The sequence below is a fragment of the Nocardioides sp. Z21_20 genome, assembly GCF_059766585.1.
Genome location: NZ_JCBAJX010000014.1, coordinates 57,354 through 81,176, shown reverse-complemented (window position 1 = coordinate 81,176; position 23,823 = coordinate 57,354). Strand labels below are relative to the sequence as shown.

Here is a 23,823-nt window from a genome sequence, read left to right as displayed (position 1 = left end):
AGAGCGCCCCGAGAGCGCGAGGCGGCGCCCCGGTGGACGCCCCGCGCCCCTAAACTGTTGGCCCATGTGCGGAATCGTGGGCTACATCGGTCATCAGCAGGCGCAGGGCGTTGTCGTCGAGGGCCTGCGGCGTCTGGAGTACCGCGGCTACGACTCGGCGGGCATCGCGCTGCTGCACGGCGGGGCGATCCGCGCCGAGAAGCAGGCCGGCAAGCTCGCCAACCTCGAGAAGGCGCTCGCCGACTCCCCGCTCCCGCAGGCGCAGGTCGGCATCGGGCACACCCGCTGGGCGACCCACGGGGCCCCCACCGACGTCAACGCCCACCCGCACCTGGGCGCCGCCGGCCGGGTGGCGCTGGTGCACAACGGGATCATCGAGAACTTCGCCGAGCTGCGCACCGAGCTTGAGGACCGCGGGCACGTGCTGACCTCGGAGACCGACACCGAGGTCGCCGCGCACCTGCTCGAGCTGCAGCTCGACGCCGGCTGCGACCTGACCACCGCGATGCAGCAGACCTGCCGTCAGCTCGAGGGGGCCTTCACCCTGGTGGCGGTGGACGCCCGCGACACCGGGCGGGTGGTCGCCGCCCGGCGCAACTCGCCGCTGGTGGTCGGCCTGGGCGAGGGCGAGAACTTCCTCGGCTCCGACGTCTCGGCGTTCATCGAGCACACCCGCGAGGCCCTCGAGCTGGGCCAGGACCAGGTCGTGACGATCACCGCCGACGAGGTGAGCGTGACCACCTTCGACGGCGCGGTCGCCGAGGGGCGCCCCTACCACGTGGACTGGGACCTGTCGGCGGCCGAGAAGGACGGCCACGACTGGTTCATGCGCAAGGAGATCTTCGAGCAGCCGCGGGCGGTCGCCGACTCGCTGCTCGGCCGCCGTACGCCGGACGGGCTGCTGCACCTCGACGAGGTGCGTCTCGACGACGACGAGCTGCGCGAGATCGACAAGATCATCATCATCGCCTGCGGCACCTCGTTCTATGCCGGGATGGTCGCGAAGTACGCCATCGAGCACTGGACCCGGATCCCGGTCGAGGTCGAGCTGGCCTCGGAGTTCCGCTACCGCGACCCGATCCTCGACCACTCGACGCTGGTGGTGGCGATCAGCCAGTCCGGGGAGACCGCCGACACCCTGCAGGCGATCCGGCACGCCCGGGTGCAGCGCTCCAAGGTGCTCGCGATCTGCAACACCAACGGCTCGACGATCCCGCGCGAGTCGGACGCGGTGATCTACACCCACGCCGGCCCCGAGATCGGCGTCGCCTCGACCAAGGGGTTCCTCACCCAGCTGGTCGCCTGCTACCTGCTGGCGCTCTACCTCGCCCAGGTCAAGGGCACCCGCTACGGCGACGAGATCACCGAGGTGCTCGACCAGCTCGAGACGATGCCCGGGCACATCCAGCGGGTGCTCGACGAGGCGGAGGCTGTCTACGCGCTGGCCGCCGAGCACGTGACCAGCCGCTCGGTGCTGTTCCTGGGGCGCCACGCCGGCTACCCGGTGGCGCTCGAGGGCGCGCTCAAGCTCAAGGAGCTGGCCTACCTGCACGCCGAGGGGTTCGCGGCCGGCGAGCTCAAGCACGGGCCGATCGCGCTGATCGAGCCGGGGATGCCGGTGCTGTGCGTCGTACCGCCGCGGGGACGCGACCAGCTGCACGGCAAGATGCTCAGCGGCATCCAGGAGGTCCGGGCGCGCGGCGCCCGCACCATCTGCCTGGCCGAGGAGGGCGACACCACGATCGAGCCCTACGCCGACGTGCTGATCCGGCTGCCTCGGGTGCCGGTGCTGCTGCAGCCGCTGGTGGCGGTCGTGCCGCTGCAGCTGTTCGCCTGCGAGCTGGCCACGGTGATGGGGCACGACGTCGACCAGCCGCGCAACCTCGCCAAGTCCGTCACGGTCGAGTAGGACCGGCGCGTGGCAGTCATCGGTGTCGGCATCGACGTGGCCGACATCGGCAGGTTCGAGGAGTCGCTCACGCGCACGCCCGGGCTGCGCGCCCGGCTGTTCACCGGCGACGAGGTGGGCCGGCCCGTGGCCAGCCTGGCGGCGCGGTTCGCGGCCAAGGAGGCGCTGGCCAAGGCGCTCGGCGCCCCGGTCGGGATGGCCTGGCACGACGCCGAGGTGGTCTCGGAGTCCACCGGCAACCCGCAGTTCGTGCTCCGGGGGACCGTGGCGGCCCGCGCCGCGCGGCTCGGGGTCAACCACGTGCACCTGTCGCTGTCGCACGACGCCGGCATCGCCTCGGCCGTGGTGGTCCTGGAGTCCTGAGGGGCCCGGGGTCAGCGCAGGCCGTTGTCGGGTCGTGTCGGCTGGCGTCGGGTCGTCGGCTGGCGTCGGGTCGTGTGCCTGGGCACGCGCTGGGGCGCGCCCTCAGGCACACGACCCGGGATCTGCCGTTGCTCCGCGGCGCGAGGGCGGGGTCGTGTGGCTGGGCACGCGCTGGGGTGCGTCAGGAGGCACACGACCCAGGGGAGAGGCGGGGCACGCCGAGCGCCGCGAGGTCGTCGGCGATGGTCGCGTCGTCGTGGCGGAGCTCCTCGGCGGTGCACCGTACGACGAGTCGCGTGGGCGTGGTCAGGGCCCGCTGGCGGCGCACGTCGTCGGCGTACTGGGCGACGTCGAGGTGGAAGGCTCCGTCGACCTCCAAGATCAGCGTCAGCCCGCCCGGCAGCCGCCACTCGCAGTCGGTCCAGCGGCGCCGGCCGACCCGGTCGGTGCGCGAGCGCTGGCTGCTCGGCAGGGCCAGGCCCCGGCGCCGGCACATGCGGCGTACGTCGAGCTCGGCCGCCGAGTGGGCCCCGGAGCCGACCTCGCCCAGCACCGTACGGAAGGACTTCGCCCGGCGCAGCGGGTGCAGCTGATCCACCCACTCGACCAGCCGGTCGGCGCTGGTCAGCCTCTGCTGGACGGTCGCGGCCAGGCAGCCGTGGGCGGTGCGGGGCGCCGCTTGGTAGGCGGCGAAGAGCAGAACGGCCGGCTCGAGGCGGGCCCGGGGGATGCCCGGACCGGGGTGGAGAAGCACGGGGAAGGGGCGGCGGGTACGGAAGAACCGGACCCCCGCCACGGGCTCGAAGGCGAGCTCGTCGTCGACCAGGACCGTGACCTCCTCGCGCGCCCAGCCGGCCAGGCCATGCAGCTCGGCCGCGCTGAGTCCGCCCAGCATGGCCCGCGGCCCGGCGTGCAGGACGGCGAGCCAGCGCCGCTGCTCGGGGGTCAGCGGTCCGGTCGTCGTGGCGACCACTCGCGGTGAGCGCATGCACCAGCGGCCCGCCGCCACCTGGTTGCGGACCCGGTCGGAGTCGAGGCCGAGGGCGTTCAGCTGCCGCCGAGCCACCAGCCCGGCCTGCTGCTCGACGAGCTCGGCGAGCGGATCGGTCACCGGACCAGGGTGGCCCACTCCGACGCCGTACGCAGGCGTCCTCCACAGCCCCGCACCACCCACCAGCGACCACCCCGGCCGCACCCCGGCCGCACCCCGGCCGAGTCCCTCCCGCCGTGCCCCGGTCGTGTGCCTGAGCCCGCGCTCGGGCGCGTCCTCGAGCACACGACCCACCCGGGGGGCGCCGCAGCGGGGGCTAGGTTGAGGCCATGAGGACGGCGCACACGGTCGAGCAGGTGCGGGCGGCGGAGGCCCAGCTGATGGCGACGCTGCCCGAGGGTGCGCTCATGCAGCGGGCGGCGGCCGGCCTGGCCCACGCCGTGCTCGACCTGCTGGGCACGGCGTACGGGCGCCGGGTGGCCCTGCTGGTCGGCAGCGGCGACAACGGCGGCGACGCGCTGTTCGCCGGCGCGATGCTGGCCCGCCGCGGCTGCGCGGTGGAGGCGGTGCTGCTCTCCGAGCGGGTGCACGCGGGCGGGCTGGCGGCGCTGAAGGCCGCCGGCGGCCGGGTCGTGGGCCCCCCGACGCGGCCCGGCGCGCCCTCGGGTACACGACCCGATGCGGGGCCCGAGGCGGGGGCTGGCACGGTGGGGGCGCACGCCGAGCGCCGGCGAGTGGACGTGGTGGTGGACGGGATCGTCGGGATCGGGGGGCGCCCCCCGATGCGGGCCGAGGCGGCCGCCGCCCTGGCGGCGTACGACGGGGCGCGCGTGGTCGCCGTCGACGTGCCCTCCGGGGTGGACGTGGACACCGGGCAGGTGGACGGGGCGCATGTGCGCGCCGACCTGACCGTCACCTTCGGCACCCACAAGGTCGCCCACCTCGTCGACCCCGCGGCCGCGGCGTGCGGGTCGGTCCAGCTCGTCGACCTCGGCCTGGACCTTCCGCCGGCCGACGTCGAGTCGTTGCAGCCGGGCGACGTCACCCGGCTGCTGCCGCGCCCGGCCCCCGACGCGCACAAGTACACCCGCGGGGTGGTGGGGGTCCGGGCCGGCTCCGCGCGCTACCCGGGCGCGGCGCTGCTCTGCGTCGCCGGCGCCGCGAGCGGGCTGGCCGGCATGGTCCGCTTCGTCGGCGACGACGCCGTCGCCGAGCGGATCCGCGACGCCCACCCCGAGGTGGTCGGCGCCGGGCGGGTCCAGGCATGGACGCTCGGCTCCGGGGGCGATGAGGCGGCCGCCGCGCACCTGGCCGAGGCGCTCGCCGACGGGGTGCCGGTGGTGGTGGACGCCGACGCGCTGCAGCACGTGCGCGACCCGCTGCCGGTGCCGGCGATCCTGACCCCGCACGCCGGCGAGCTGGCCCGGATGACCGGGCTCGCACGCGCCGAGATCGAGGCCGCCCCGCTGCGCCACGCCCGGGCCGCGGCCGAGCGGTTCGGCGCCGTGATCGTGCTCAAGGGGCGGCGCACGGTGGTGGCCGCCCCCGACGGCCGGGTCCGGGTGACCACCACCGGCCTGCCGTGGCTGGCCACCGCCGGCGCCGGCGACGTGCTGGCCGGCCTCACCGGCGCGCTGCTGGCCGCCGGCCTCACGCCGTACGACGCGGCCTCGGTGGGCTCCTGGCTGCACGGCGCGGCCGCCACCCTGGCCTCGACCGGCGGGGGCGGCACCCCGGCCCCGATCGTGGCGCTCGACGTGGCCCGGGCGATCCCGGCCGCGGTGCGCGGCCTGCCGCCGTGCTCGACGACCGACCGCACCTGAGAGAATGAAGGCCATGAGCCCTCGTCCGCCTGCTCGCGCGGAGATCGTCGTGGACCTCGCCGCGATCCGCCACAACGTGCGCCGCCTGCGTGAGCTGGTCGCGCCCGCGCTGATGATGACGGTGGTGAAGGCCGACGGCTACGGGCACGGCCTGCTGCCCAGTGCCCGGGCCGCGCGCGCGGCCGGCGCCGACTGGCTGGGGGTGGCGACGCTCGATGAGGCGCTCGCGCTGCGCGCCGGCGGGGACACCGGGCCGGTGTTGTGCTGGCTGGGCGCACCGGGGGAGGACTACGCCGCGGCGGTCGCCCACGACGTCGACGTGACCGCCTACACGCCGGCCGAGCTCGACGAGATCGTCGGCGCCGCCCAGGCCGCCGGCAGGCCGGCGCGCGTCCAGCTCAAGATCGACACCGGCCTGTCCCGGGGCGGCTCGACGTTCGAGGACTGGCCCGCCCTGGTGCGCGCCGCCCGCGGCTGCGAGGAGGCCGGCGCGCTGCGCGTCACCGGCATCTGGTCGCACTTCGTCGCCAGCGACGAGCCGGACCACCCGGCCAACGACGCCCAGGAGGAGGTCTTCCGCGCCGCCCTCGAGATCGCGCAGCAGGCCGGCCTGAACCCCGAGGTGCGCCACCTGGCCAACTCGGCCGCGGCCATCCTGCGGCCCTCGGCCCGCTTCGACATGGTCCGCTGCGGCATCGCTAGCTACGGGCTCGACCCCGCGCCCGGCATCACCCCCGACCTGGGTCTGGTCCCGGCGATGACCGTGCAGGGCCGGCTGGTGCTGGTCAAGTCGGTGGCCGAGGGGGCCGGGGTCTCCTACGGCCACACCTGGCACGCCGAACGCCCGACCACCCTGGGTCTGGTCCCGGCCGGGTACGGCGACGGCATCCCGCGCCACGCCGGCTCCCGCGCTGAGGTGTACGCCGCCGGCCGGCGCCGACCGGTGCGCGGCCGGATCTGCATGGACCAGTTCGTGGTCGAGCTCGACGGCGACCTGCCCGCCGTCGGGGACCCGGTCGTGCTGTTTGGGACCGGGGCGCGGGGGGAACCCACCGCGCAGGACTGGGCCGAGGCGTGCGACACCATCAACTACGAGATCGTCACCCGCATCGGCGGCCGCCTGAGCAGGCGCTACGTCGAGGGCGGGGAGGAGGCGGGGCGATGACGGTCAAGGGCAGAGTCTTCGGCATCGCAGCGGGGGCCGCCGGGGTCGCGTTGGCCGGGACCGCCTACGGGGTGGCCCGGCACCGGCGGGTCGTGGCCCGGCGCGGCGCGGGCGAGGAGACCCCGTTCGGCACGCTGCGCTCGGATCCGCTCACCGTGGTGGCCGACGACGGGGTGCCGCTGCACGTCGAGGTCGACGAATACGCCCCCACCGACGACGACCGGCTCACCCTGCGCCGCACCGACGACCCCGGCCCACCGCTCACGGTCGTCTTCGCGCACGGCTACGCGCTGAACCTGGACTGCTGGCACTTCCAGCGCGCCGGGTACCGCGGGCTGGTCCGCACCGTCTTCTACGACCAGCGCTCCCACGGCCGCTCGGGACGCTCCACCGAGGCCCACGCGACCATCGAGCAGCTCGGCAGGGACCTGGCCCGCGTCATCGACGAGGTGGCGCCCGGCCCGGTGGTGCTGGTCGGGCACTCGATGGGCGGGATGACGATCTCCGCGCTCGCCGAGGAGCGCCCCGAGCTGTTCGGCGACAAGATCGTCGGGGTGGCGCTGATCTCCACCACCGCCGGCGGACTGGACCCGCACCGGGTGCTGCTGCCGATGCTGCCGCGCACGCTCGGCACCCAGCTGACCACCCGCGCGGTGGCGTTCCTGGCGCACGGGCACCGCACCGTCGACTGGGCGCGGGGGCTGGCGAAGCGGATCGCGACGCTGACCACCGACGCGTTCGCGTTCGGCGACGACGTCCCCGACAGCTACGTCCGCTTCGTCGACGAGATGCTCGCCGCCACCCCGTTCGAGGTGCTCGCGGAGTTCTTCCCCAACTTCGGCAGCCTCGACAAGTTCGAGACCGTGCACGCCCTGTCGGTGGTGCCCACCACGATCATCTGCGGGACCCGCGACAAGATGACCTCGATCGGGCACAGCCGCAAGCTGCACTCGCGCATCGACAGCTCCGTGCTGGTCGAGTGCGAGGGGGCCGGGCACATGGTGATCCTGGAGCGTCACGAGCAGGTCAACGCCGCGCTCGACCAGCTCTTCGCCGAGGCCGCGAAGGTCGCCTCGCGGTGACCGCCACCGACGCGGGGCTCGCGGTGAGCGTGCGGCAGGTCGGCGCCGAGGAGACCGACGCCGTGCTGCAGGTGGTGCGCGCCGCGTTCGGCGCCCGCGCCCCGCTCGACCCGCCCGCCGACGCGCTGGCGGAGACCCACGAGTCGCTGGCGCGGGCGCTGGCCGCGCACGGCGGGATGCTGGCCGAGGTCGGCGGCCAGGTCGCCGGGTCGCTGATCTTCGACCGGGTCGCCGACGTGGTGTTCCTGCGCCGCTTCGGGGTGCTCCCGGCCAGCCAGCACCGGGGCGTGGCGACCGCGCTGGTCGAGTCCGCCGCGGTCGTGGCCGCCGGGGACGGGGCGCGCACCCTGGCCGTGCTGGCCCGCGAGGAGCTGCCGCGCACGGTCGGCTTCTGGGCGGCGCACGGCTTCGTGGAGCGCACCCGCCGCCCGCCGTACGTCGAGCTGGAGCGGGTGCTGGGCGAGGTGACCCGGTGAGCGGGCCCGACACGTCGTACGACGTGCCCGACGCGGAGACGATGCGGGGCCTCGGGACGCAGCTCGGCCGGCTGCTTCGCGCCGGGGACGTGCTGGTGCTCAGCGGGGGGCTGGGGGCCGGCAAGACCACGTTCACCCAGGGGCTCGGCGAGGGCCTCGGGGTGCGCGGCCAGGTCACCTCCCCGACGTTCGTGATCGCCCGGGTCCACCCCTCGCTGGGAGCCGGGCCGGACCTGGTCCACGTCGACGCCTACCGGCTGGGCGGCGTGGCCGAGCTCGACGACCTCGACCTCGACACCTCCCTGGACGAGGCCGTCACCGTCGTCGAGTGGGGTGAGGGGCTCGCGGAGGTGCTGGCCGCGGACCGGCTCGAGATCCGCATCCACCGGGCCACCGGTGCCGGCGCGGACCCGCTCGACGCGGACGCGCCGGACCCGCGCCGGGTGGAGCTGCACCCGGTGGGACGGCGCTGGGACGACGTCGCCTGGCCCGCTGGCGTCGGGACCGAGCGGCACGGTCAGTAACCTCGTGCCCGTGCTGCTCGCCTTCGACACCGCCACCCCGCTCGTCACCGTCGCCGTCCACGACGGCCAGGACGTGGTCGCCGAGCGCTCCTCCGAGCGCCCGATGAAGCACGGCGAGCAGCTGGCGCCGCTGATCGAGGCGGTCCTCGCCGACGCCGGGCTGGTCCGCCAGGACCTCACCGCGCTCGCCGTCGGCGTCGGTCCGGGCCCGTTCACCGGACTGCGGGTGGGGCTGGTCACCGCCCGCACGCTGGCCCTGGTCCTGGAGGTCCCCGTGTACGGCGTGTGCTCCCTGGATGTGCTCGCCGTCGAGGCGGTCGCGACCGGCACCGTGGACGGGCCGTTCGTGGTGGCCACCGACGCCCGGCGCAAGGAGGTCTACCTGGCCTCCTACGACGCGCAGGGCGCCCGCCTCGACGAGCCGCAGGTGCTGCGTCCCGCCGATGCCGCCACCGACCTGCCGTGCGTGGGGGAGGGCGCCGTGCTCTACCCCGAGGCGTTCGGTCGCCCGGTCGCACCGGTGCGCCCCTCGGCGGGCTGGCTGGCCCGCGCCGTCGCCGAGGAGCTCGTCGAGCTGCGCGACCCCGAGCCGCTCTACCTGCGCCGCCCGGACGCCGTGGAGATGGCCGCGCGCAAGCCGGTCTCGTGATCCGGCTCGCCGTACCCGACGACGCCTGCGCGGTCGCCGCGCTCGAGACCGAGCTGTTCGGCGTGCAGGCGTGGAGCCTCGAGGAGGTCCGCGACGAGCTCGGCGCGACGACGCGGCGCGCCTTCGTCGAGGAGCGCGACGGCGCCGTGGTCGGGTACGTGGTGGTGATGGTGCTCGGGGACGTCGCCGACCTGCAGCGGATCGGGGTGCGCCCCGACCTGCAGCGCGGCGGGCTCGCGGGCTCGCTGCTGGAGGCGGGGCTGGACGCGGCCCGCCAGCTGGGCGCCCAGCGGATGCTGCTCGAGGTGAGCGAGGCCAACGAGGGTGCCCGGGCGTTCTACGCCGCGCACGCGTTCAGCGAGCTCGACCGGCGCCGGCGCTACTACCGCGACGGGTCGGACGCCCTGGTGCTGTCACGGACGCTGGGCTGCGCGTAGCCTGCGCGCGTGGGGAAGAGGCGGACGGGGGAGCTGCGCTGGCATCGCGGCCGATGGCAGGCGTGGACCGGCCGACGCTGGGCCCACGCGGCGTACGCGCTGCGCCCCGAGCGGCTGGAGTCGCCGACCCCGTTCGGTGAGGACCCCCAGCTCACACCCGCGCAGCGCGCGGTGGTGCTGGGCAAGGCGATCGACGACCTGGTGCTCAAGGGGGCGGTGGTGCTGCGCCAGGATGAGGAGTCGGCGATCGTGGCCACCCGCCGGTCGGTGTCGCACGTGTTGCATGCCGTCCTGACGCTGCTCACCGGCGTGTGGGGCATCGTCTGGATCGTCAGCGTGCTCACCCGCTCCGAGGATCGCCGGCGGCTGCGGGTCGACCCGTGGGGCAACGTCTGGACCTCGGTCGCCGCCTGAGGGCAACCCGCGGGGGCGGACACGATCCCGCCCCAGCCCAGGAGCGGGCGACTCAGCCGTCCTCGGCCGTCCGGACCTCCGGAACCCCGGCGACCGCCGCGGCGGCCTCGGCCGCGGGCAGCGCCGCGCGCACGCCCCATTCGAAGAGCACCAGCGCGAAGGCGGCGACCAGCACCATGTCGACGCCGAACGGCAGCAGCTCGAGCCCGCCACCGAAGCGGCCGACGAGGGTCAGCACCAGCAGCCCGACGTAGTAGGGGCCGAGCCAGACCAACGAGCCCAGCGCCAGCGAGCGGCCCAGTTCCGGGTCCCGGACGACGCGCCACACCAGCACCGCGACGCCCACGGCGATCGGGATGGTCAGCTTGATCATCGTCTCCCACCCGGTCCAGTAGATGATCAGGCTGACCACGATGAAGGCGACCCGCGCGAGCACCGGCAGCCCCGGCAGCCGGAACGGCCTGGCCCGGTCGGGGACCTGGCGGCGCAGCGCGACGACGGTGACCGGGCCCAGGCACATCGACAGCACGATGGCGCCGGAGTTGAAGGAGAGCAGCTCCGACCAGCCGTCGCGGAAGGCGAGCAGCAGCACCATCCCCACCGCCAGGTTCAACACCATCGCCCGCAACGGGACCCCGTGGCGCGAGAAGACGGTCACGGCGCGCGGGAACAGGCCGTTCTGGGCCACCGCCACCGCGAGCCGTCCGGTGGAGGCCGTGGAGACCAGCCCCGCGCCGAACGGCCCGAGCACGGCGTCGGCCACCACCAGCTTGGCCAGCATGGCCATCCCCAGGCCGGTGAGCAGGGCGGCCAGCGGTCCGTTCGCTCCGCCCCGGTCGAGACCGGCCCAGCCGAGGTCGAGGTCAGCCGGGTCCACCGCCCCGATGAAGCCGAGCTGGAGGACGGTGAAGAGCGCCGTGCAGATGAGGATGCCGCCGACGAGCGCGACGGGGATGGTCCGCTGCGGGCGCTTCGCCTCGCCGGCGAGGTCGAGCGCGTGCCGGAAGCCCAGGAAGGCGAAGGCGACCCCGCCGGTGGTGATGGCGTTGAGCACCCCGCTCATCCCATCGGGAGCGAACCCCGTCTCGCGGATCGGGGCGGTGGAGAACTGGGTGAGCAGCGCGACGGCGATCGCCACCGGGATGATCAGCTTCACCCAGGTCAGCACGTTGTTGACCCGGGTGAACAGCGCCACCCCGAACGCGTTGAGCGCGGTGAAGGCGACCAGGACGACGGCGGCGGCCGCGATCCCCGGCAGGCTCAGCGCGCTCTGCCCGCTCGAGGACGCCTCGGCGACGAAGAGCCAGTCGAAGGCCCGCTCGTTGCTGGCGTACTCGAGCATGGCCTGGGTCTCGATCGGTGCGGCCGTCACGTAGCCGACCCAGGCCACCCACCCGATCGCGATGCCGACCCCCTGCCCGTGGCTGAAGGTGGGCAGCAGCCCCAGCCCGCCGACGACCGGCAGCATGGCGGAGATCTCCGCGAACACCAGGGCGACCGTGACGAGCATCAGCCCGGCGATCGGCCACGCGAGGATGGCGGCCGGGCCGGCCTGCTGCGCCGCGAACAGCGGGGCGAACAACACTCCGGAGCCGACCACGCCGCCGACTGCGACGAAGGTCAACCCGAGAGTGCCAACCGAGCGGTTGGCCGTATGCATCTCAGCCATCATGGTGACGATAGGCCGAGCCCGCGGTGTACGCCATGCATCCGCCGTGGTCGACCACTTCGCCCGCCGCGGTGACGCGCCGCTACCGAGGCGCGTCACGCCCCCTCGCCGGGGCGGTGCGAGCACTCGGCACAATGGGGACATGCCCGCCATCGACCAGCCGCTCGTCCTCGGCATCGAGACCTCCTGCGACGAGACCGGCGTCGGCATCGTCCGCGGCCACACGCTGTTGGCCGACGCGGTGGCGAGCAGCGTCGAGGAGCACGCCCGCTTCGGTGGCGTCGTACCCGAGGTGGCCAGCCGGGCGCACCTCGAGGCGATGGTGCCGACCATCGAGCGGGCCTGCGAGACCGCCGGCGTCCGGCTGCGCGACGTGGACGCGATCGCCGTGACCAGCGGCCCCGGGCTCGCCGGCGCCCTGCTGGTCGGCGTCGCCGCGGCGAAGGCGCTGGCGCTGGGCCTGGGCAAGCCGATCTACGGCGTCAATCACCTGGCCGCGCACGTCGCGGTCGACCAGCTCGAGCACGGTGCGCTGCCCGAGCCCTGTCTGGCGATGCTGGTCTCTGGGGGCCACTCCAGCCTGCTGCGCGTCGAGGACGTCACCGTCGGCGTCGAGCCGATGGGCGCCACCATCGACGACGCGGCCGGCGAGGCGTTCGACAAGGTCGCCCGCCTGCTGGGCCTGCCGTTCCCGGGCGGACCGCACATCGACCGGGTCGCCCGCGACGGCGACAGCGTCTTCGTCGACTTCCCCCGCGGCCTCACCGCGCGGCGCGACCTGGAGCGGCACCGCTTCGACTTCTCGTTCTCCGGCCTCAAGACCGCCGTCGCCCGCTGGGTCGAGGCGCGCGAGCGCTCCGGTGAGCCGGTCCCGGTCGCCGACGTCGCCGCCTCCTTCCAGGAGGCCGTGTGCGACGTACTGGTCCGCAAGGCCCTGGACGCCGCCACCAGCGAGGGCATCGAGGACATCCTGATCGGTGGCGGCGTCGCCGCGAACTCCCGGCTGCGCGCGATGGCCGAGGAGCGCGCCGCCGCGAAGGGAATCCGGGTCCGGGTGCCGCGCCCCGGCCTGTGCACCGACAACGGCGCCATGGTCGCCGCCCTGGGCGCCGAGCTGGTCACCCGCGGCCGCGCCCCCTCGGCCCTCGACCTGCCCGCGGACTCCTCGCAGCCGATCACCACCGTGGTGGCGTAGCCCTTCCTCGCAGGCTCGGGGCCGCCGTTTGGTCCCCAACGGCGGTCATTTCCCGGATCGGCATGCCGTTTCTGCCCAATCGGCGAGGTCTCTGCGGGTTCCGGAGGCGGAGTACGCCGTTGGGGACCAAACGGCGACGATCCCCGGCCGAGGCCCGCCGTCTCTGCCCAATCGGCGACCTCCAGCCCGTACGCCGTGCGCTGGACGCCCGTCGGGCCGGCCGGCGCGGCATCAGCCGTTGCGCCGAGGCCCCCTTCCACACCTTCGCGGCGGATCGGCCAGCAGGTCGACGTCTCCTAGCATCCGCTCGCCGGGCGCGACGCGCCCGGGCAGCACCGGGGCGCATTGTGTCCGCTCACTAGCGTGGGGGCACACGACTTCCGAAGGAGACAGCATGCACAAGGTCAAGGGCGTCGTCGCGCGCGCCAAGGGACAGCCGGTCAGCCTCGAGACGATCCTGGTGCCGGACCCGGGCCCGGGCGAGGCGCTGGTGCAGGTCCAGGCGTGCGGCGTGTGCCACACCGACCTGCACTACCGCGAGGGCGGCATCAACGACGAGTTCCCCTTCCTGCTCGGCCACGAGGCCGCGGGCATCGTGGAGGCGGTCGGCGAGGGCGTCACCGGGGTGGCGCCGGGTGACTTCGTGGTCCTCAACTGGCGCGCGGTGTGCGGTGAGTGCCGCGCCTGCAAGCGCGGTGAGCTGCAGTACTGCTTCAACACCCACAACGCCACCCAGAAGATGACGCTCGAGGACGGCACCGAGCTGTCCCCGGCGCTGGGCATCGGCGCGTTCGCGGAGAAGACGCTGGTCGCCGCCGGACAGTGCACCAAGGTCGACCCGGCCGCCCGTCCCGCGGCGGTCGGACTGCTCGGCTGCGGCGTGATGGCCGGCGTCGGCGCCGCGATCAACACCGGCGCGGTCACCCGCGGCAAGTCGGTCGCGGTGATCGGCTGCGGCGGCGTGGGTGTGGCGGCGATCGCCGGCTCGGCGCTCGCCGGCGCCAGCCCGATCATCGCCGTCGACATCGACCCCAAGAAGCTCGCCAAGGCCAAGGAGATGGGCGCCACCCACACCGTGGACTCCTCGCAGGTCGACCCGGTCGAGGAGATCAAGCGGATCGCCGCGCAGACCTACGAGGGCGCGGACGGCGCCGACGTGGTGATCGAGGCGGTCGGTCGCCCCGAGACCTGGAAGCAGGCGTTCTACGCGCGCGACCTGGCCGGCACCGTCGTCCTCGTCGGCGTGCCCACGCCCGAGATGATGACCCCCGAGATCCCGCTGGGCGACGTGTTCGGTCGCGGCGGGGCGCTGAAGTCGAGCTGGTACGGCGACTGCCTGCCCAGCCGCGACTTCCCGATGCTGGTGGACCTCTACCAGCAGGGCCGCCTCGACCTGGACGCGTTCGTCACCGAGGAGATCGCCCTGGACGCCGTCGAGGCGGCCTTCGAGCGGATGCGCCGCGGCGACGTGCTGCGCTCGGTGGTGATCCTCTGATGAGCGGCGCGCTGCGTGTGGACCACGCGGTGGTCTCGGGCACGTTCAGCCTGGACGGGGAGACCTTCGACGTCGACAACAACATCTGGGTGGTCGGCGACGACAACGAGTGCGTGGTGATCGACGCCCCGCACGACGTGGAGGCGATCCTCGCCGTGGTGGCGGAGCGACGCGTCCGCGCCATCGTGTGCACCCACGCCCACGACGACCACGTCCGGGTCGCGCCCGCGCTGCGCGAGCGGGTGGTGGCGCCGATCCTGCTGCACCCCGACGACCGGGTGCTGTGGGAGCTGACCCACCCCGACGAGCTCTGGGACGTCGACATCGCCGACGGCCAGGACCTCGAGGTGGCCGGCACCACGCTGCGGGTGCTGCACACCCCGGGCCACGCCCCCGGCGCGGTCTGCCTCTACGCCCCCGAGCTCGACTGCGTCTTCACCGGCGACACGCTGTTCCAGGGCGGCCCGGGCGCCACCGGGCGCAGCCACTCCGACCGCTCCACCCTGGAGTCCTCGATCCGGGCCAAGCTCTACGCGCTGCCCGACGAGACCGTGGTGCACACCGGTCACGGCGACGACACCACGATCGGCGCGGAGAAGGCGCTCCTGGGCTGAGTCGGGCCCTCGCCGCACGCGAGCCCAGGGCTCCCGCACACCGCGGGATCGCCCTGGGCTCGCGTCCGCTTGCGTGCGCTCCGAGCGGCGCAGCCCCGACCCCCGCCGGATCGCCGCACCCACCCTCCGGCTGGCACCATGGACGGCGATGCTGTCTTCTCGCACCGGCCTGACCCTCGCCGCGGCGCTCCTCGTCGTCGGCTGCTCCGCCACCCCCGTCGAGCGGGACGCCGAGGCACCCGCCCCAGCCTCCCCGGCCCCCGCGCAGTCCGCGTCGACCCCGGCCGAGTCCGCGCCGACGCCCGCCCCCGACCCTGCCGGCTCGAGCGACGGCGCCGCGGCCGGGCTGGGCCTGCGTCCCGGCTGGGGGCCCAGCGCCGCCCAGCTCGACCGCGCCGCGCGCGACGTACGCCGCCTGCCGCTGCCGGCGCTGGCCGGCCAGCTGGTGGTGGCCCGCTACGACGGGACCGGGGCGCCGGTGGACCTGGTCCGCCGCCTGCACCTGGGCGGGGTGGTCGCCTTCGAGGAGAACGTGGACTCCGCCGCCGGCATCCGCGCGGCCAACGCCGCCCTGCGCCGTGCCACACGCTCGCGCGGCTGGCCGCTGTTCATCGCCGTCGACCAGGAGGGCGGCCTGGTGGCCCGCCTGCGGCACGGGGTCACCGAGCTGCCGTCGTTCATGTCGACCGGGGCGGCCGACCGGGCGCCGCTGACCCGGGCCACCCACCGGCACCTGGGCCGCGAGCTGCGCCGGCTCGGCTTCACCGTCGACCTGGCGCCGGTCGCCGACGTCACCAGCGGGCCGCAGGACCCCACGATCGGGTCCCGGGCGGCCGGCTCCGACCCGCGGCTGGTGGCGCGCCAGGTGCTCGCCGGTGTCGCGGGGCTGGCCGAGGTGGGCGTCCTCCCGGTGGCCAAGCACTTCCCCGGGCACGGCTCGGTCGCCGAGGACAGCCACCGCACGCTGCCGGTCCAGCGGCGCTCGCTGAGGCGGCTCGGGGCCGTCGACCTGCTGCCCTTCCGGCGCCTGGTGCAGGCGGGCGCGTCGGCGCTGATGGTCGCCCACCTCGACGTGCGGGCGGTCGACCCGGGGGTGCCCTCGTCGCTGTCGCGACCGGTGATCACCGGTCTGCTGCGTCAGCGGATGGGGTTCGAGGGGCTGGTCGTCACCGACGCCCTGGACATGGCCGGGATCAGCGCCACCCACGACTCCGCGTCGGCCGCGGTCGCCGCGGTCCGCGCCGGCGCCGACGTGGTGCTCACACCGCCCGATTCCGCCGCCGCCCGCGCCGGGCTGATCCGCGCCGTCCGTGCCGGTGAGCTGCCGCGCCGGCGCCTGGAGCAGGCGGCCGCCCGGCAGATCGCGCTGCTGCGCCACCAGGCGACCGGGTCGTCCGGGCGGCGACGCGCACCCGACGCGGGCGCGTCCGCCGCGCTGTCCCGGGCCGCCGTCACCGTCGTGCGGGGACGGTGCCGGGCCCGCCACGTCGGCGCCACCGTGACCCCGACCGGGGACCCCCAGGGGCGCACGCAGCTGACCCGAGCCGCCCGCCGGGCGGGGCTGCGGGTGGGTCCGGGCGGGACCCGCGTCGACGTGCTCGGGTACGGCGACCGGCCGCGCGCCGGCAGCGACGTCACGGTCGCCACCGACACGCCGTACGTGCTGGCCAGCTCGGATGCACCGGTCCGGCTGGCCACCTACGGCGCCACTCCCGGCGCGATGCGGGCGCTCGTCGGGGTGCTCAGCGGCCGGGAGCGGGCGACCGGTCGGGTCCCGGTACCGGTCGCCGGACTGCGCCCGCCCCGCTGCTGACGCGGGCACTGTCCCGCCCTCCAGGGTCTTTCGGTCCGTCGGCCACGGGACCTTCGGGCCCATCTTGTCCCGGGTAAGGGGGGCCTTGCAGCCACTCCTGTTCGGACCCGAAGCCCCTGAGAGCGCTGCTCGGGTGCACCTAGCGTTCAAGTCATCACCGGCAGGGACATTGGGTTCCCTGCACCTCGCAAAGGAGAACCCCGTGCGCTCTGCACTCGACAAGCTGATCTCGTGGACCGGCATCCTGCTGGCCGTCGTCCTTCTCGCCGCCGGCGGCCTGCTCACCTGGGCCAACGTCTTCATCAACGACCAGGTGCACGACCAGCTCGCGGCCCAGGACATCACGATGCCGGAGAAGGAGGCGCTGGAGACCAAGGAGCAGCACGAGGCCCTCGACCAGTACGCCGGCCAGAAGCTCACCACCGGCAACCAGGCCCGCGCCTTCGCCGACCACTACATCCAGGTCCACATGAACGCCTCCAGCGACAACCGCACCTACGAAGAGGTCAGCGGCGAGTTCATGGCCGCCAACGCCAACCCCGAGGCCGACCCGGCCGAGGTCGCGGAGCTGGGCGCCCTGCGCCAGTCGCTGTTCATGGGCAACACCCTGCGCGGCCTGCTGCTCTACGGCTTCGCCTTCGCCACGATGGGCACCATCGCCGGCTACGCCGCGATCGCCGCCTTCGTCGGCGCCGCCGCCCTGCTGATCCTCGCCGGGCTCGGCATGCGCCACGCCAAGAAGGTCAACGCGCTGGAGGCCGAGGGCACCACCGGTCGCCGGGCAGCCCCCGCCGGCGCCTGATCGCCCCGCTTCACCCCACGACCCGGACGGCCGGGCGGTGCACAGTCACCGCCCGGCCGTCCTCGTCATGTCCCAGACCGGGCGCCGAGGCTCACAGCGGCCGCACCAGCAGGGCGACGCCCTTGCCGGCGAGCCGGGTGAGGACCAGCGTCGCCTCGTTGTCGCCGGTCAGCCCGAGCCGCTTGCGCAGCAGCTCGGGCACGATGTCGACGCCGCGCTTCTTGATCGTCAGCCGGCCGACGCCACGCGCACGCAGCGCCGCCTTCAGCGGCTTCTCGCGGTAGGGGAGCTCCTCGAGCACCTCGTAGCCGCGGGCGAACGGGGTGCCGAACGCGTCGTCGCCGGTCACGTAGGCGATGTGCTCGTCGAGCAGCCCGCCGCCCACGCCGGCCGCCACCGCGGTGACCAGGCCCGCGCGGATCACCGCCCCGTCCGGCTCGTAGAGGTAGCGCCCCAGCTCGCGCACCGGCCGGTCGTGGCCGACGAACGGGTCGTCCTCGTCGGTGAGCGTGGCCAGCCCGCGGTCGCCGATCACCGTCGCCCGGCGTGCGGTGGTGGCCAGGTACGGCGACCACAGCGCTGCCTCCTTGACGTCCCCGGAGTCGCTGACCCACTCCGCCTCGACGCCGTCGGGGACCAGCTCGTGCGGGATCCCGGGCGCCACCTTGACCACCGAGCGCCGGGCCAGCAGCCCGGTGACGAACGGCCACGGGGGCGTCCAGCCCTCCACGTCGAAGATCCGGCCGCGCGCCGAGCGGCGGGCGGGGTCGGCGAAGGCCACCCCGAACGCCTCGGTGTCGACCTGGGTGACGTCGGCGACCATCACCGCCCCCTCGAGCCCGAGCGCGGCGAGGTTGGCCTCGGCCACCGCCACCCGGACCGGGTCCAGGTCGACCCCGGCGGCGGTCAGGCCGGCCTCGCAGAAGGCGATCAGGTCCCCGCCGATGCCGCAGCCCAGGTCCACCACGGAGGAGGGAGCCGCGGCGGCGAGCCGGGCCGCCCGGTGCTGGGCGACGCGGTGCCGGGTGGCCTGCTCGAGGGCGTCGGGGGTGAAGTACATCCGCACTGCCCGCTCGCCGAGCTTGGCGACGGCCCGGGCGCGCAGCTGGACCTGGGTGAGCGCGGCGGCGGCGTGGGCGGGGTCGGCCTCGATGCGCCGTACCGCGGCCGCGGAGCGCACCGGGTCGCCGGCCGCGTCGGCGTACGCGTGGGTGGCCTGCTCCAGCACGCGCTGGCCGGTGTCGGTGAGCAGCCAGCGGAAGTCGTCGAGGTCCACCCCTGGATCCTCTCAGAGGCCGGATGGCGCTCCACGGGCCGACCGTTCTGGCACTCCGTCAGGTCGAGTGCTAACGTCTGTTCTGGCACTCTCACCCTGAGGGTGCCAGTGCTTGCAACGAAGTGCGACCCCCGCGACGGCGTACCTCCGAGCAGGCTCAACACGTGCCGGAGCGGTCTCGATTGAAGAGCGCTCCCACTTCGAGTCAAGACCTAGTGGAGAAAGTGGAGGTCGACATCGTGTCGGTCAACATCAAGCCTCTCGAGGACCGCATCGTCGTCAAGCCCCTTGACGCCGAGCAGACCACGGCTTCCGGCCTGGTCATCCCCGATACCGCCAAGGAGAAGCCCCAGGAGGGCGAGGTCGTGGCCGTTGGCCCCGGCCGCTTCAACGAGGACGGCGACGAGCGCATCCCCATGGACATCTCCGTGGGCGACAAGGTCATCTACAGCAAGTACGGCGGCACCGAGGTCAAGTACGCCGGCGAGGAGTTCCTCATCCTCTCCGGTCGCGACGTCCTCGCTATCGTTTCCTGATTTTCCCTGGGTCGTGTGCCTGAGGACGCGCCCTCCCGCTGAGGAGGGCGCGTTCCTCGGGAGCACGGCCCGATCGCGTTCACGAGGAGAGCAATGCCCAAGATCCTGGAGTTCGACGAGGACGCCCGCCGCGCGCTCGAGCGCGGTGTCGACGCCCTCGCCAACGCCGTCAAGGTGACGCTCGGCCCGAAGGGCCGCTACGTCGTCCTCGACAAGAAGTGGGGCGCCCCGACCATCACCAACGACGGTGTCACCGTCGCGCGTGAGATCGAGCTGGACGACCCGTTCGAGAACCTCGGCGCCCAGCTGTGCAAGGAGGTCGCCACCAAGACCAACGACATCGCCGGTGACGGGACGACGACCGCCACGGTCCTCGCCCAGGCGATGGTGCACGAGGGGCTGCGCGCGGTGGCCGCCGGCGCCAACCCGATGGGCCTCAAGCGCGGCATGGACGCTGCGGCGGAGGCCGTCGGCGCCGCGCTGCGCGACGCCGCCCGCGAGGTGGAGTCCAAGGAGGACATGGCCTCGGTGGCCACCATCTCCTCGCGCGACAGCGTGATCGGCGAGCTGCTCGCCGAGGCCTTCGACAAGGTCGGCAAGGACGGGGTGATCACCGTCGAGGAGTCCAACACCATGGGCACCGAGCTGGAGTTCACCGAGGGGATGCAGTTCGACAAGGGCTACATCTCGCAGTACTTCGTCAGCGACCCCGAGCGGATGGAGGCCGTCCTCGACGACCCCTACATCCTGCTGCACCAGGGCAAGATCTCGGCCGTCGCCGAGCTGCTGCCGCTGCTGGAGAAGGTCATCCAGTCCGGCAAGCCCCTGTTCATCCTCGCCGAGGACGTCGAGGGCGAGGCCCTGTCGACGCTGGTGGTCAACAAGATCCGCGGCACGTTCAACGCCGTCGCGGTCAAGGCTCCGGCCTTCGGTGACCGCCGCAAGGCGATGATGCAGGACATCGCGACGCTGACCGGTGGTCAGGTCGTGGCGCCCGAGGTCGGGCTCAAGCTCGACCAGGTCGGTCTCGAGGTGCTGGGCCAGGCCCGTCGCGTCGTGATCACCAAGGACAACACCACCATCGTCGACGGCGCCGGTGACGCCGCCGAGGTCGAGGGTCGCGTCAACCAGATCAAGGCCGAGATCGAGAACACCGACTCCGACTGGGACCGCGAGAAGCTCCAGGAGCGCCTCGCGAAGCTGGCCGGCGGTGTCTGCGTGATCAAGGTCGGCGCCGCCACCGAGGTGGAGCTGAAGGAGAAGAAGCACCGCATCGAGGACGCCGTCTCCGCGACGCGCGCCGCGATCGAGGAGGGCATCGTCGCCGGTGGCGGCTCCGCCCTCATCCACGCGGTCAAGGTCCTCGAGGACGGCCTCGGCCTCGAGGGCGACGAGGCGGCCGGCGTGCGCGTCGTACGCAAGGCTGCCGACGAGCCGCTGCGCTGGATCGCCGAGAACGGTGGCGAGAACGGCTACGTGGTGACCACCAAGGTGCGCGAGCTCGGGGTGGGCAACGGCTACAACGCCGCCACCGGCGAGTACGGCGACCTGGTCGCCCAGGGCGTGCTCGACCCGGTCAAGGTGACCCGCTCCGCGCTGGTCAACGCGACCTCGATCGCCGCCATGCTGCTCACGACCGAGACCCTGGTCGTCGAGAAGCCCGAGGACGAGGACGACGCCCCGGCCGCTGCCGGCCACGGGCACGGTCACGGCCACTGAGCCGTACCACTCCTCACCGCACCACCAGCACTCCCCGGCCGAACCTCGGCCGGGGAGTGCTGTGTTTCTGGGGGTGGTGCGGGGGCGGGGGAGTGGCGGGCGGGTGCTGGGGCGCCGATTGGGCGGAGACGGCGGCTGCTGGGCCGGTTTTCGCTCCGTTGGGGACCAAACGGCGTCCTTTCCGCCGTGGCGGCCGGTGATGGGCGCCGATTGGGCAGAGACGGCATGTCTGGGGCCGGATTCGCCTCCGTTGGGGACCAAACGGCGCGGGGCGGGGGGCGGGGCGGCAGACGGCGGCCGTCACGGGCCCGAAACACCGTGGACGCTCCCCGGCAACGCACGCAGCGCAGGCTGGGGTCTTTGCTGTTGAGGAGGAGAGCGATGCTCTGGAGAGTCCGCACGAACATGCCCGACCGACCGGGCGCGCTGGCCGTGCTGGCGCGCGGCTGTGGCGATGCCGGGGTGAACATCCTGGGGCTGCAGATCTTCCCGGGGGTCGGGTCGGTGACCGACGAGCTGGTGCTGCGCACGCCCGACGACTGGGGCATCGGCGACCTCGTCGGTCTGGTCGAGGGCTCGGGGGTGCAGGCGGTCCAGGTGCTCGCCTGCACCGAGGCCGCCCTGGTGGACCAGCCGGCCCGCTACGTCCAGGCGGCCCGGACGATCCTGGCCAGCCCGGCGGGGTTCCCGGAGGTGGTGGCCCAGCTCTTCGACGCGGAGGCGGATCCCGCCGGCCGGGGCGCCCCGGTCCAGGACGTCATGGACCTCACCGTCGGCGACGTGCAGGTGCAGGTACGCCGCACGGCGCCGTTCACCGCGACCGAGCACGCCCGGGGGGCCGCGCTGGCCGACCTGGTCAGCGACGTGCTGCACCGCAGCCGCGAGGCGGCGCTGGTGCCCAACCTGGCCCGGCGCCTCGGTACCGGGGCCACCCCGTCCTACGAGCTGAGCGGCGACACGATCTCGGCGGTCGTCGACGAGACCGTGGTCGGGCTGGCGCAGGTGCAGGCGGAGGGCGACGAGCCGGGGGTCCGCGAGGTCACCCTCCGCGTCGACCCGGCCTGGCAGCGCCGCGGCATCGGCACCCGCCTGCTCACCGACGCGGCCCGGCTGGCCTCCGGGCAGGGGGCCGCGGAGATCGTGCTCGCCACCCGCGCCGACAACCAGGCGGTGCTCCCGATGGTGCTGGCGGCGGGGCTGCGCGGACGGATCCGGATGGCCGCCGAGGTGCTGACCGTGCGGGTGCCGGTGCGCGACCTCAAGCCGTTGGGGCTCTGAGCGGGCGCGCCGATAGACTGGGGGCCTCCTGCCACACGAAAGGCTCGTGGAACCTTGACCTCTGCTCCCGCTGGCGCATCCGACGGAGTCCCCGAGAAGTTCGCGGCACTCGGCCTCACCTACGACGACGTCCTGCTGCTCCCCGGTGAGTCCGACCTGGCGCCGTCCGAGATCGACACGACCTCCCGGCTCACCCGGGAGATCAGCCTGAAGGTGCCGCTGGTCTCCGCCGCCATGGACACCGTGACCGAGTCGCGGATGGCCATCGCGATGGCCCGCCAGGGCGGGCTCGGCGTGCTGCACCGCAACCTCTCGATCGAGGACCAGGCCTACCAGGTCGACCTCGTCAAGCGCACCCAGACCGGCATCATCTCCAACCCGATCACGATCGGTCCGGACGCGACGCTGGAGGAGCTGGACAAGATCTGCGGCGAGTTCCGGGTCTCCGGGCTCCCCGTCGTCGACGCCGGCCAGCACCTGCTCGGCATCATCACCAACCGCGACCTGCGCTTCACCCCGGTCGCGGAGTGGTCGACCACCAAGGTCTCCGAGGTGATGACCAGCGAGGGCCTGGTCACCGGCCCGATCGGCATCTCGCGCGACGACGCCACCCTGCTGCTGCGCCGGCACAAGAAGGAGCGGCTGCCGCTGGTCGACGAGCAGGGCCGCCTCGCCGGCCTGATCACGGTCAAGGACTTCGTGAAGTCCGAGCAGTTCCCGCACGCCACCAAGGACGCCGACGGCCGACTGATGGTGGGTGCGGCCATCGGCTACTTCGGCGACGCCTGGGAGCGGGCCACCCGGCTGATCGAGGCCGGCGCCGACGTGCTGGTCGCCGACACCGCGCACGGTCACGTCCGGCTGCTGCTCGACATGGTGCGCCGCCTCAAGACCGACCCGGGCACCCGCCACGTGCAGGTCATCGGCGGCAACGTCGCCACCCGCGCCGGGGCCCAGGCCTTCGTCGACGCCGGCGTGGACGCGGTCAAGGTCGGCGTCGGACCCGGCTCGATCTGCACGACGCGCGTGGTCACCGGGGTCGGCGTACCCCAGGTCACGGCCGTCTACGAGGCGTCCCTGGCGTGCCGCCCGGCCGGCATCCCGGTCATCGCCGACGGCGGCATGAAGCACTCCGGCGAGATCGCCAAGGCCCTGGTGGCCGGCGCGGACGCGGTGATGCTCGGCTCCCTGCTCGCCGGCTGCGAGGAGTCGCCCGGTGAGCTGGTCTTCGTCAACGGCAAGCAGTTCAAGGCCTACCGCGGCATGGGGTCGCTCGGGGCGATGTCGAGCCGCGGGAAGAAGTCCTACTCCAAGGACCGCTACTTCCAGGCCGAGGTCACCAGCGACGACAAGATCGTCCCCGAGGGCATCGAGGGCCAGGTCGCCTACCGCGGACAGCTCGGCGCCGTCACCCACCAGCTCGTCGGCGGCCTGACGCAGTCGATGTTCTACGTCGGCGCCCGGACCGTGCCCGAGCTGCAGGAGAAGGGCCGCTTCGTGCGGATCACCTCCGCCTCGCTCAAGGAGAGCCACCCCCACGACGTGCAGATGACCGTCGAGTCGCCCAACTACCACGGCATCTGACGACAGGAA

At 74.0% G+C, this 23,823-nt stretch carries 22 protein-coding genes; 19 read left to right on the top strand and 3 right to left on the bottom strand.

The genetic code is table 11. From position 1 onward, the window contains the following. Positions 1-64 precede the first annotated feature (64 nt). Both glmS and AC6EH9_RS17465 read left to right on the top strand, forming a co-directional pair. Entirely contained in the window at positions 65-1,909 is a 1,845-nt protein-coding gene (gene glmS / locus AC6EH9_RS17470) for a glutamine--fructose-6-phosphate transaminase (isomerizing) (protein ID WP_498424921.1), read from the top strand. A gap of 9 nt (positions 1,910-1,918) precedes the next feature. Further along, entirely contained in the window at positions 1,919-2,272 is a 354-nt protein-coding gene (locus tag AC6EH9_RS17465) for a holo-ACP synthase (protein WP_498424920.1), read from the top strand. 181 nt (positions 2,273-2,453) lie between these two features. On the opposite strand, the gene AC6EH9_RS17460 is transcribed toward AC6EH9_RS17465, so the two are convergent. Further along, positions 2,454-3,383, bottom strand: coding sequence for a putative endonuclease domain-containing protein (locus AC6EH9_RS17460; protein WP_498424918.1), 930 nt, complete (start codon positions 3,381-3,383; stop codon positions 2,454-2,456). 209 nt (positions 3,384-3,592) lie between these two features. On the opposite strand from AC6EH9_RS17460, the gene AC6EH9_RS17455 reads away from it, so the two are divergent. Genes AC6EH9_RS17455 through AC6EH9_RS17420 form a run of 8 tightly spaced genes read left to right on the top strand, consistent with a single transcriptional unit; the run spans position 3,593 to position 9,833 of the window. Further along, positions 3,593-5,086 carry an NAD(P)H-hydrate dehydratase gene (locus AC6EH9_RS17455; RefSeq protein ID WP_498424916.1) on the top strand — a complete coding sequence of 498 codons (1,494 nt, stop codon included), beginning with the start codon at positions 3,593-3,595 and terminating at the stop codon, positions 5,084-5,086. A gap of 13 nt (positions 5,087-5,099) precedes the next feature. After that, positions 5,100-6,251: an alanine racemase gene (gene alr / locus AC6EH9_RS17450; RefSeq protein ID WP_498424914.1), complete on the top strand. Its 1,152-nt coding sequence runs from the start codon at positions 5,100-5,102 to the stop codon at positions 6,249-6,251. Further along, the gene (locus AC6EH9_RS17445; RefSeq protein ID WP_498424913.1) at positions 6,248-7,333 is read left to right on the top strand and encodes an alpha/beta fold hydrolase; all 1,086 of its coding nucleotides are present in this window, start codon (positions 6,248-6,250) and stop codon (positions 7,331-7,333) included. The genes alr and AC6EH9_RS17445 overlap by 4 nt, the downstream gene beginning before the upstream one ends. Beyond that, entirely contained in the window at positions 7,330-7,809 is a 480-nt protein-coding gene (locus tag AC6EH9_RS17440; RefSeq protein ID WP_498424912.1) for a GNAT family N-acetyltransferase, read from the top strand. Before AC6EH9_RS17445 ends, AC6EH9_RS17440 begins: the two co-directional genes overlap by 4 nt. Then, a complete protein-coding gene (gene tsaE / locus AC6EH9_RS17435) occupies positions 7,806-8,333 on the top strand; it encodes a tRNA (adenosine(37)-N6)-threonylcarbamoyltransferase complex ATPase subunit type 1 TsaE (RefSeq protein ID WP_498424911.1) in 528 nt (175 codons plus the stop codon). The genes AC6EH9_RS17440 and tsaE overlap by 4 nt, the downstream gene beginning before the upstream one ends. A gap of 10 nt (positions 8,334-8,343) precedes the next feature. Further along, on the top strand, positions 8,344-8,982 hold the full coding sequence (tsaB, locus tag AC6EH9_RS17430; RefSeq protein WP_498424909.1) for a tRNA (adenosine(37)-N6)-threonylcarbamoyltransferase complex dimerization subunit type 1 TsaB: 639 nt from the start codon (positions 8,344-8,346) through the stop codon (positions 8,980-8,982). Continuing rightward, the gene (gene rimI, locus AC6EH9_RS17425) at positions 8,979-9,419 is read left to right on the top strand and encodes a ribosomal protein S18-alanine N-acetyltransferase (protein ID WP_498424907.1); all 441 of its coding nucleotides are present in this window, start codon (positions 8,979-8,981) and stop codon (positions 9,417-9,419) included. The genes tsaB and rimI overlap by 4 nt, the downstream gene beginning before the upstream one ends. 9 nt (positions 9,420-9,428) lie before the next feature. Then, positions 9,429-9,833, top strand: a complete 405-nt coding sequence (locus AC6EH9_RS17420; RefSeq protein ID WP_498424906.1) for a DUF8108 domain-containing protein — start codon at positions 9,429-9,431, stop codon at positions 9,831-9,833. A 52-nt stretch (positions 9,834-9,885) separates the two neighbouring features. On the opposite strand, the gene AC6EH9_RS17415 is transcribed toward AC6EH9_RS17420, so the two are convergent. Then, positions 9,886-11,502, bottom strand: coding sequence for an APC family permease (locus AC6EH9_RS17415; protein ID WP_498424904.1), 1,617 nt, complete (start codon positions 11,500-11,502; stop codon positions 9,886-9,888). 142 nt (positions 11,503-11,644) lie between these two features. Here AC6EH9_RS17415 and tsaD point away from each other — a divergent pair, with 142 nt between their 5' ends. The 5 genes from tsaD to AC6EH9_RS17390 all read left to right on the top strand — a co-directional run bounded on the left by tsaD (position 11,645) and on the right by AC6EH9_RS17390 (position 17,421). After that, the gene (tsaD, locus tag AC6EH9_RS17410) at positions 11,645-12,697 is read left to right on the top strand and encodes a tRNA (adenosine(37)-N6)-threonylcarbamoyltransferase complex transferase subunit TsaD (protein ID WP_498424902.1); all 1,053 of its coding nucleotides are present in this window, start codon (positions 11,645-11,647) and stop codon (positions 12,695-12,697) included. Positions 12,698-13,091: 394 nt separating this feature from the next. Next, positions 13,092-14,192: an S-(hydroxymethyl)mycothiol dehydrogenase gene (locus AC6EH9_RS17405; protein ID WP_498424900.1), complete on the top strand. Its 1,101-nt coding sequence runs from the start codon at positions 13,092-13,094 to the stop codon at positions 14,190-14,192. Then, positions 14,192-14,806, top strand: a complete 615-nt coding sequence (locus tag AC6EH9_RS17400) for an MBL fold metallo-hydrolase (RefSeq protein ID WP_498424898.1) — start codon at positions 14,192-14,194, stop codon at positions 14,804-14,806. The genes AC6EH9_RS17405 and AC6EH9_RS17400 overlap by 1 nt, the downstream gene beginning before the upstream one ends. Positions 14,807-14,954: 148 nt before the next feature. Beyond that, on the top strand, positions 14,955-16,619 hold the full coding sequence (locus AC6EH9_RS17395) for a glycoside hydrolase family 3 protein (RefSeq protein ID WP_498424896.1): 1,665 nt from the start codon (positions 14,955-14,957) through the stop codon (positions 16,617-16,619). Between the two features lie 202 nt (positions 16,620-16,821). Then, the gene (locus AC6EH9_RS17390) at positions 16,822-17,421 is read left to right on the top strand and encodes a hypothetical protein (RefSeq protein ID WP_498424894.1); all 600 of its coding nucleotides are present in this window, start codon (positions 16,822-16,824) and stop codon (positions 17,419-17,421) included. 91 nt (positions 17,422-17,512) lie between these two features. Here the strand turns inward: AC6EH9_RS17390 and AC6EH9_RS17385 are convergent, their stop codons facing one another. Beyond that, positions 17,513-18,697, bottom strand: coding sequence for a class I SAM-dependent methyltransferase (locus AC6EH9_RS17385; protein ID WP_498424892.1), 1,185 nt, complete (start codon positions 18,695-18,697; stop codon positions 17,513-17,515). A 239-nt stretch (positions 18,698-18,936) separates the two neighbouring features. Between AC6EH9_RS17385 and groES the strand changes: the two genes are divergently transcribed. The 4 genes from groES to guaB all read left to right on the top strand — a co-directional run bounded on the left by groES (position 18,937) and on the right by guaB (position 23,814). Next, a complete protein-coding gene (gene groES / locus AC6EH9_RS17380) occupies positions 18,937-19,233 on the top strand; it encodes a co-chaperone GroES (protein WP_460801730.1) in 297 nt (98 codons plus the stop codon). A gap of 93 nt (positions 19,234-19,326) precedes the next feature. Further along, positions 19,327-20,952, top strand: a complete 1,626-nt coding sequence (gene groL / locus AC6EH9_RS17375) for a chaperonin GroEL (RefSeq protein ID WP_498424891.1) — start codon at positions 19,327-19,329, stop codon at positions 20,950-20,952. Positions 20,953-21,333: 381 nt separating this feature from the next. Continuing rightward, positions 21,334-22,230 (top strand): GNAT family N-acetyltransferase, encoded by an 897-nt coding sequence (locus tag AC6EH9_RS17370; RefSeq protein WP_498424889.1) that lies wholly within the window; start codon positions 21,334-21,336, stop codon positions 22,228-22,230. A 54-nt stretch (positions 22,231-22,284) separates the two neighbouring features. Beyond that, positions 22,285-23,814: an IMP dehydrogenase gene (guaB, locus tag AC6EH9_RS17365; protein WP_498424887.1), complete on the top strand. Its 1,530-nt coding sequence runs from the start codon at positions 22,285-22,287 to the stop codon at positions 23,812-23,814. The last annotated feature ends 9 nt before the right edge of the window (positions 23,815-23,823 follow it).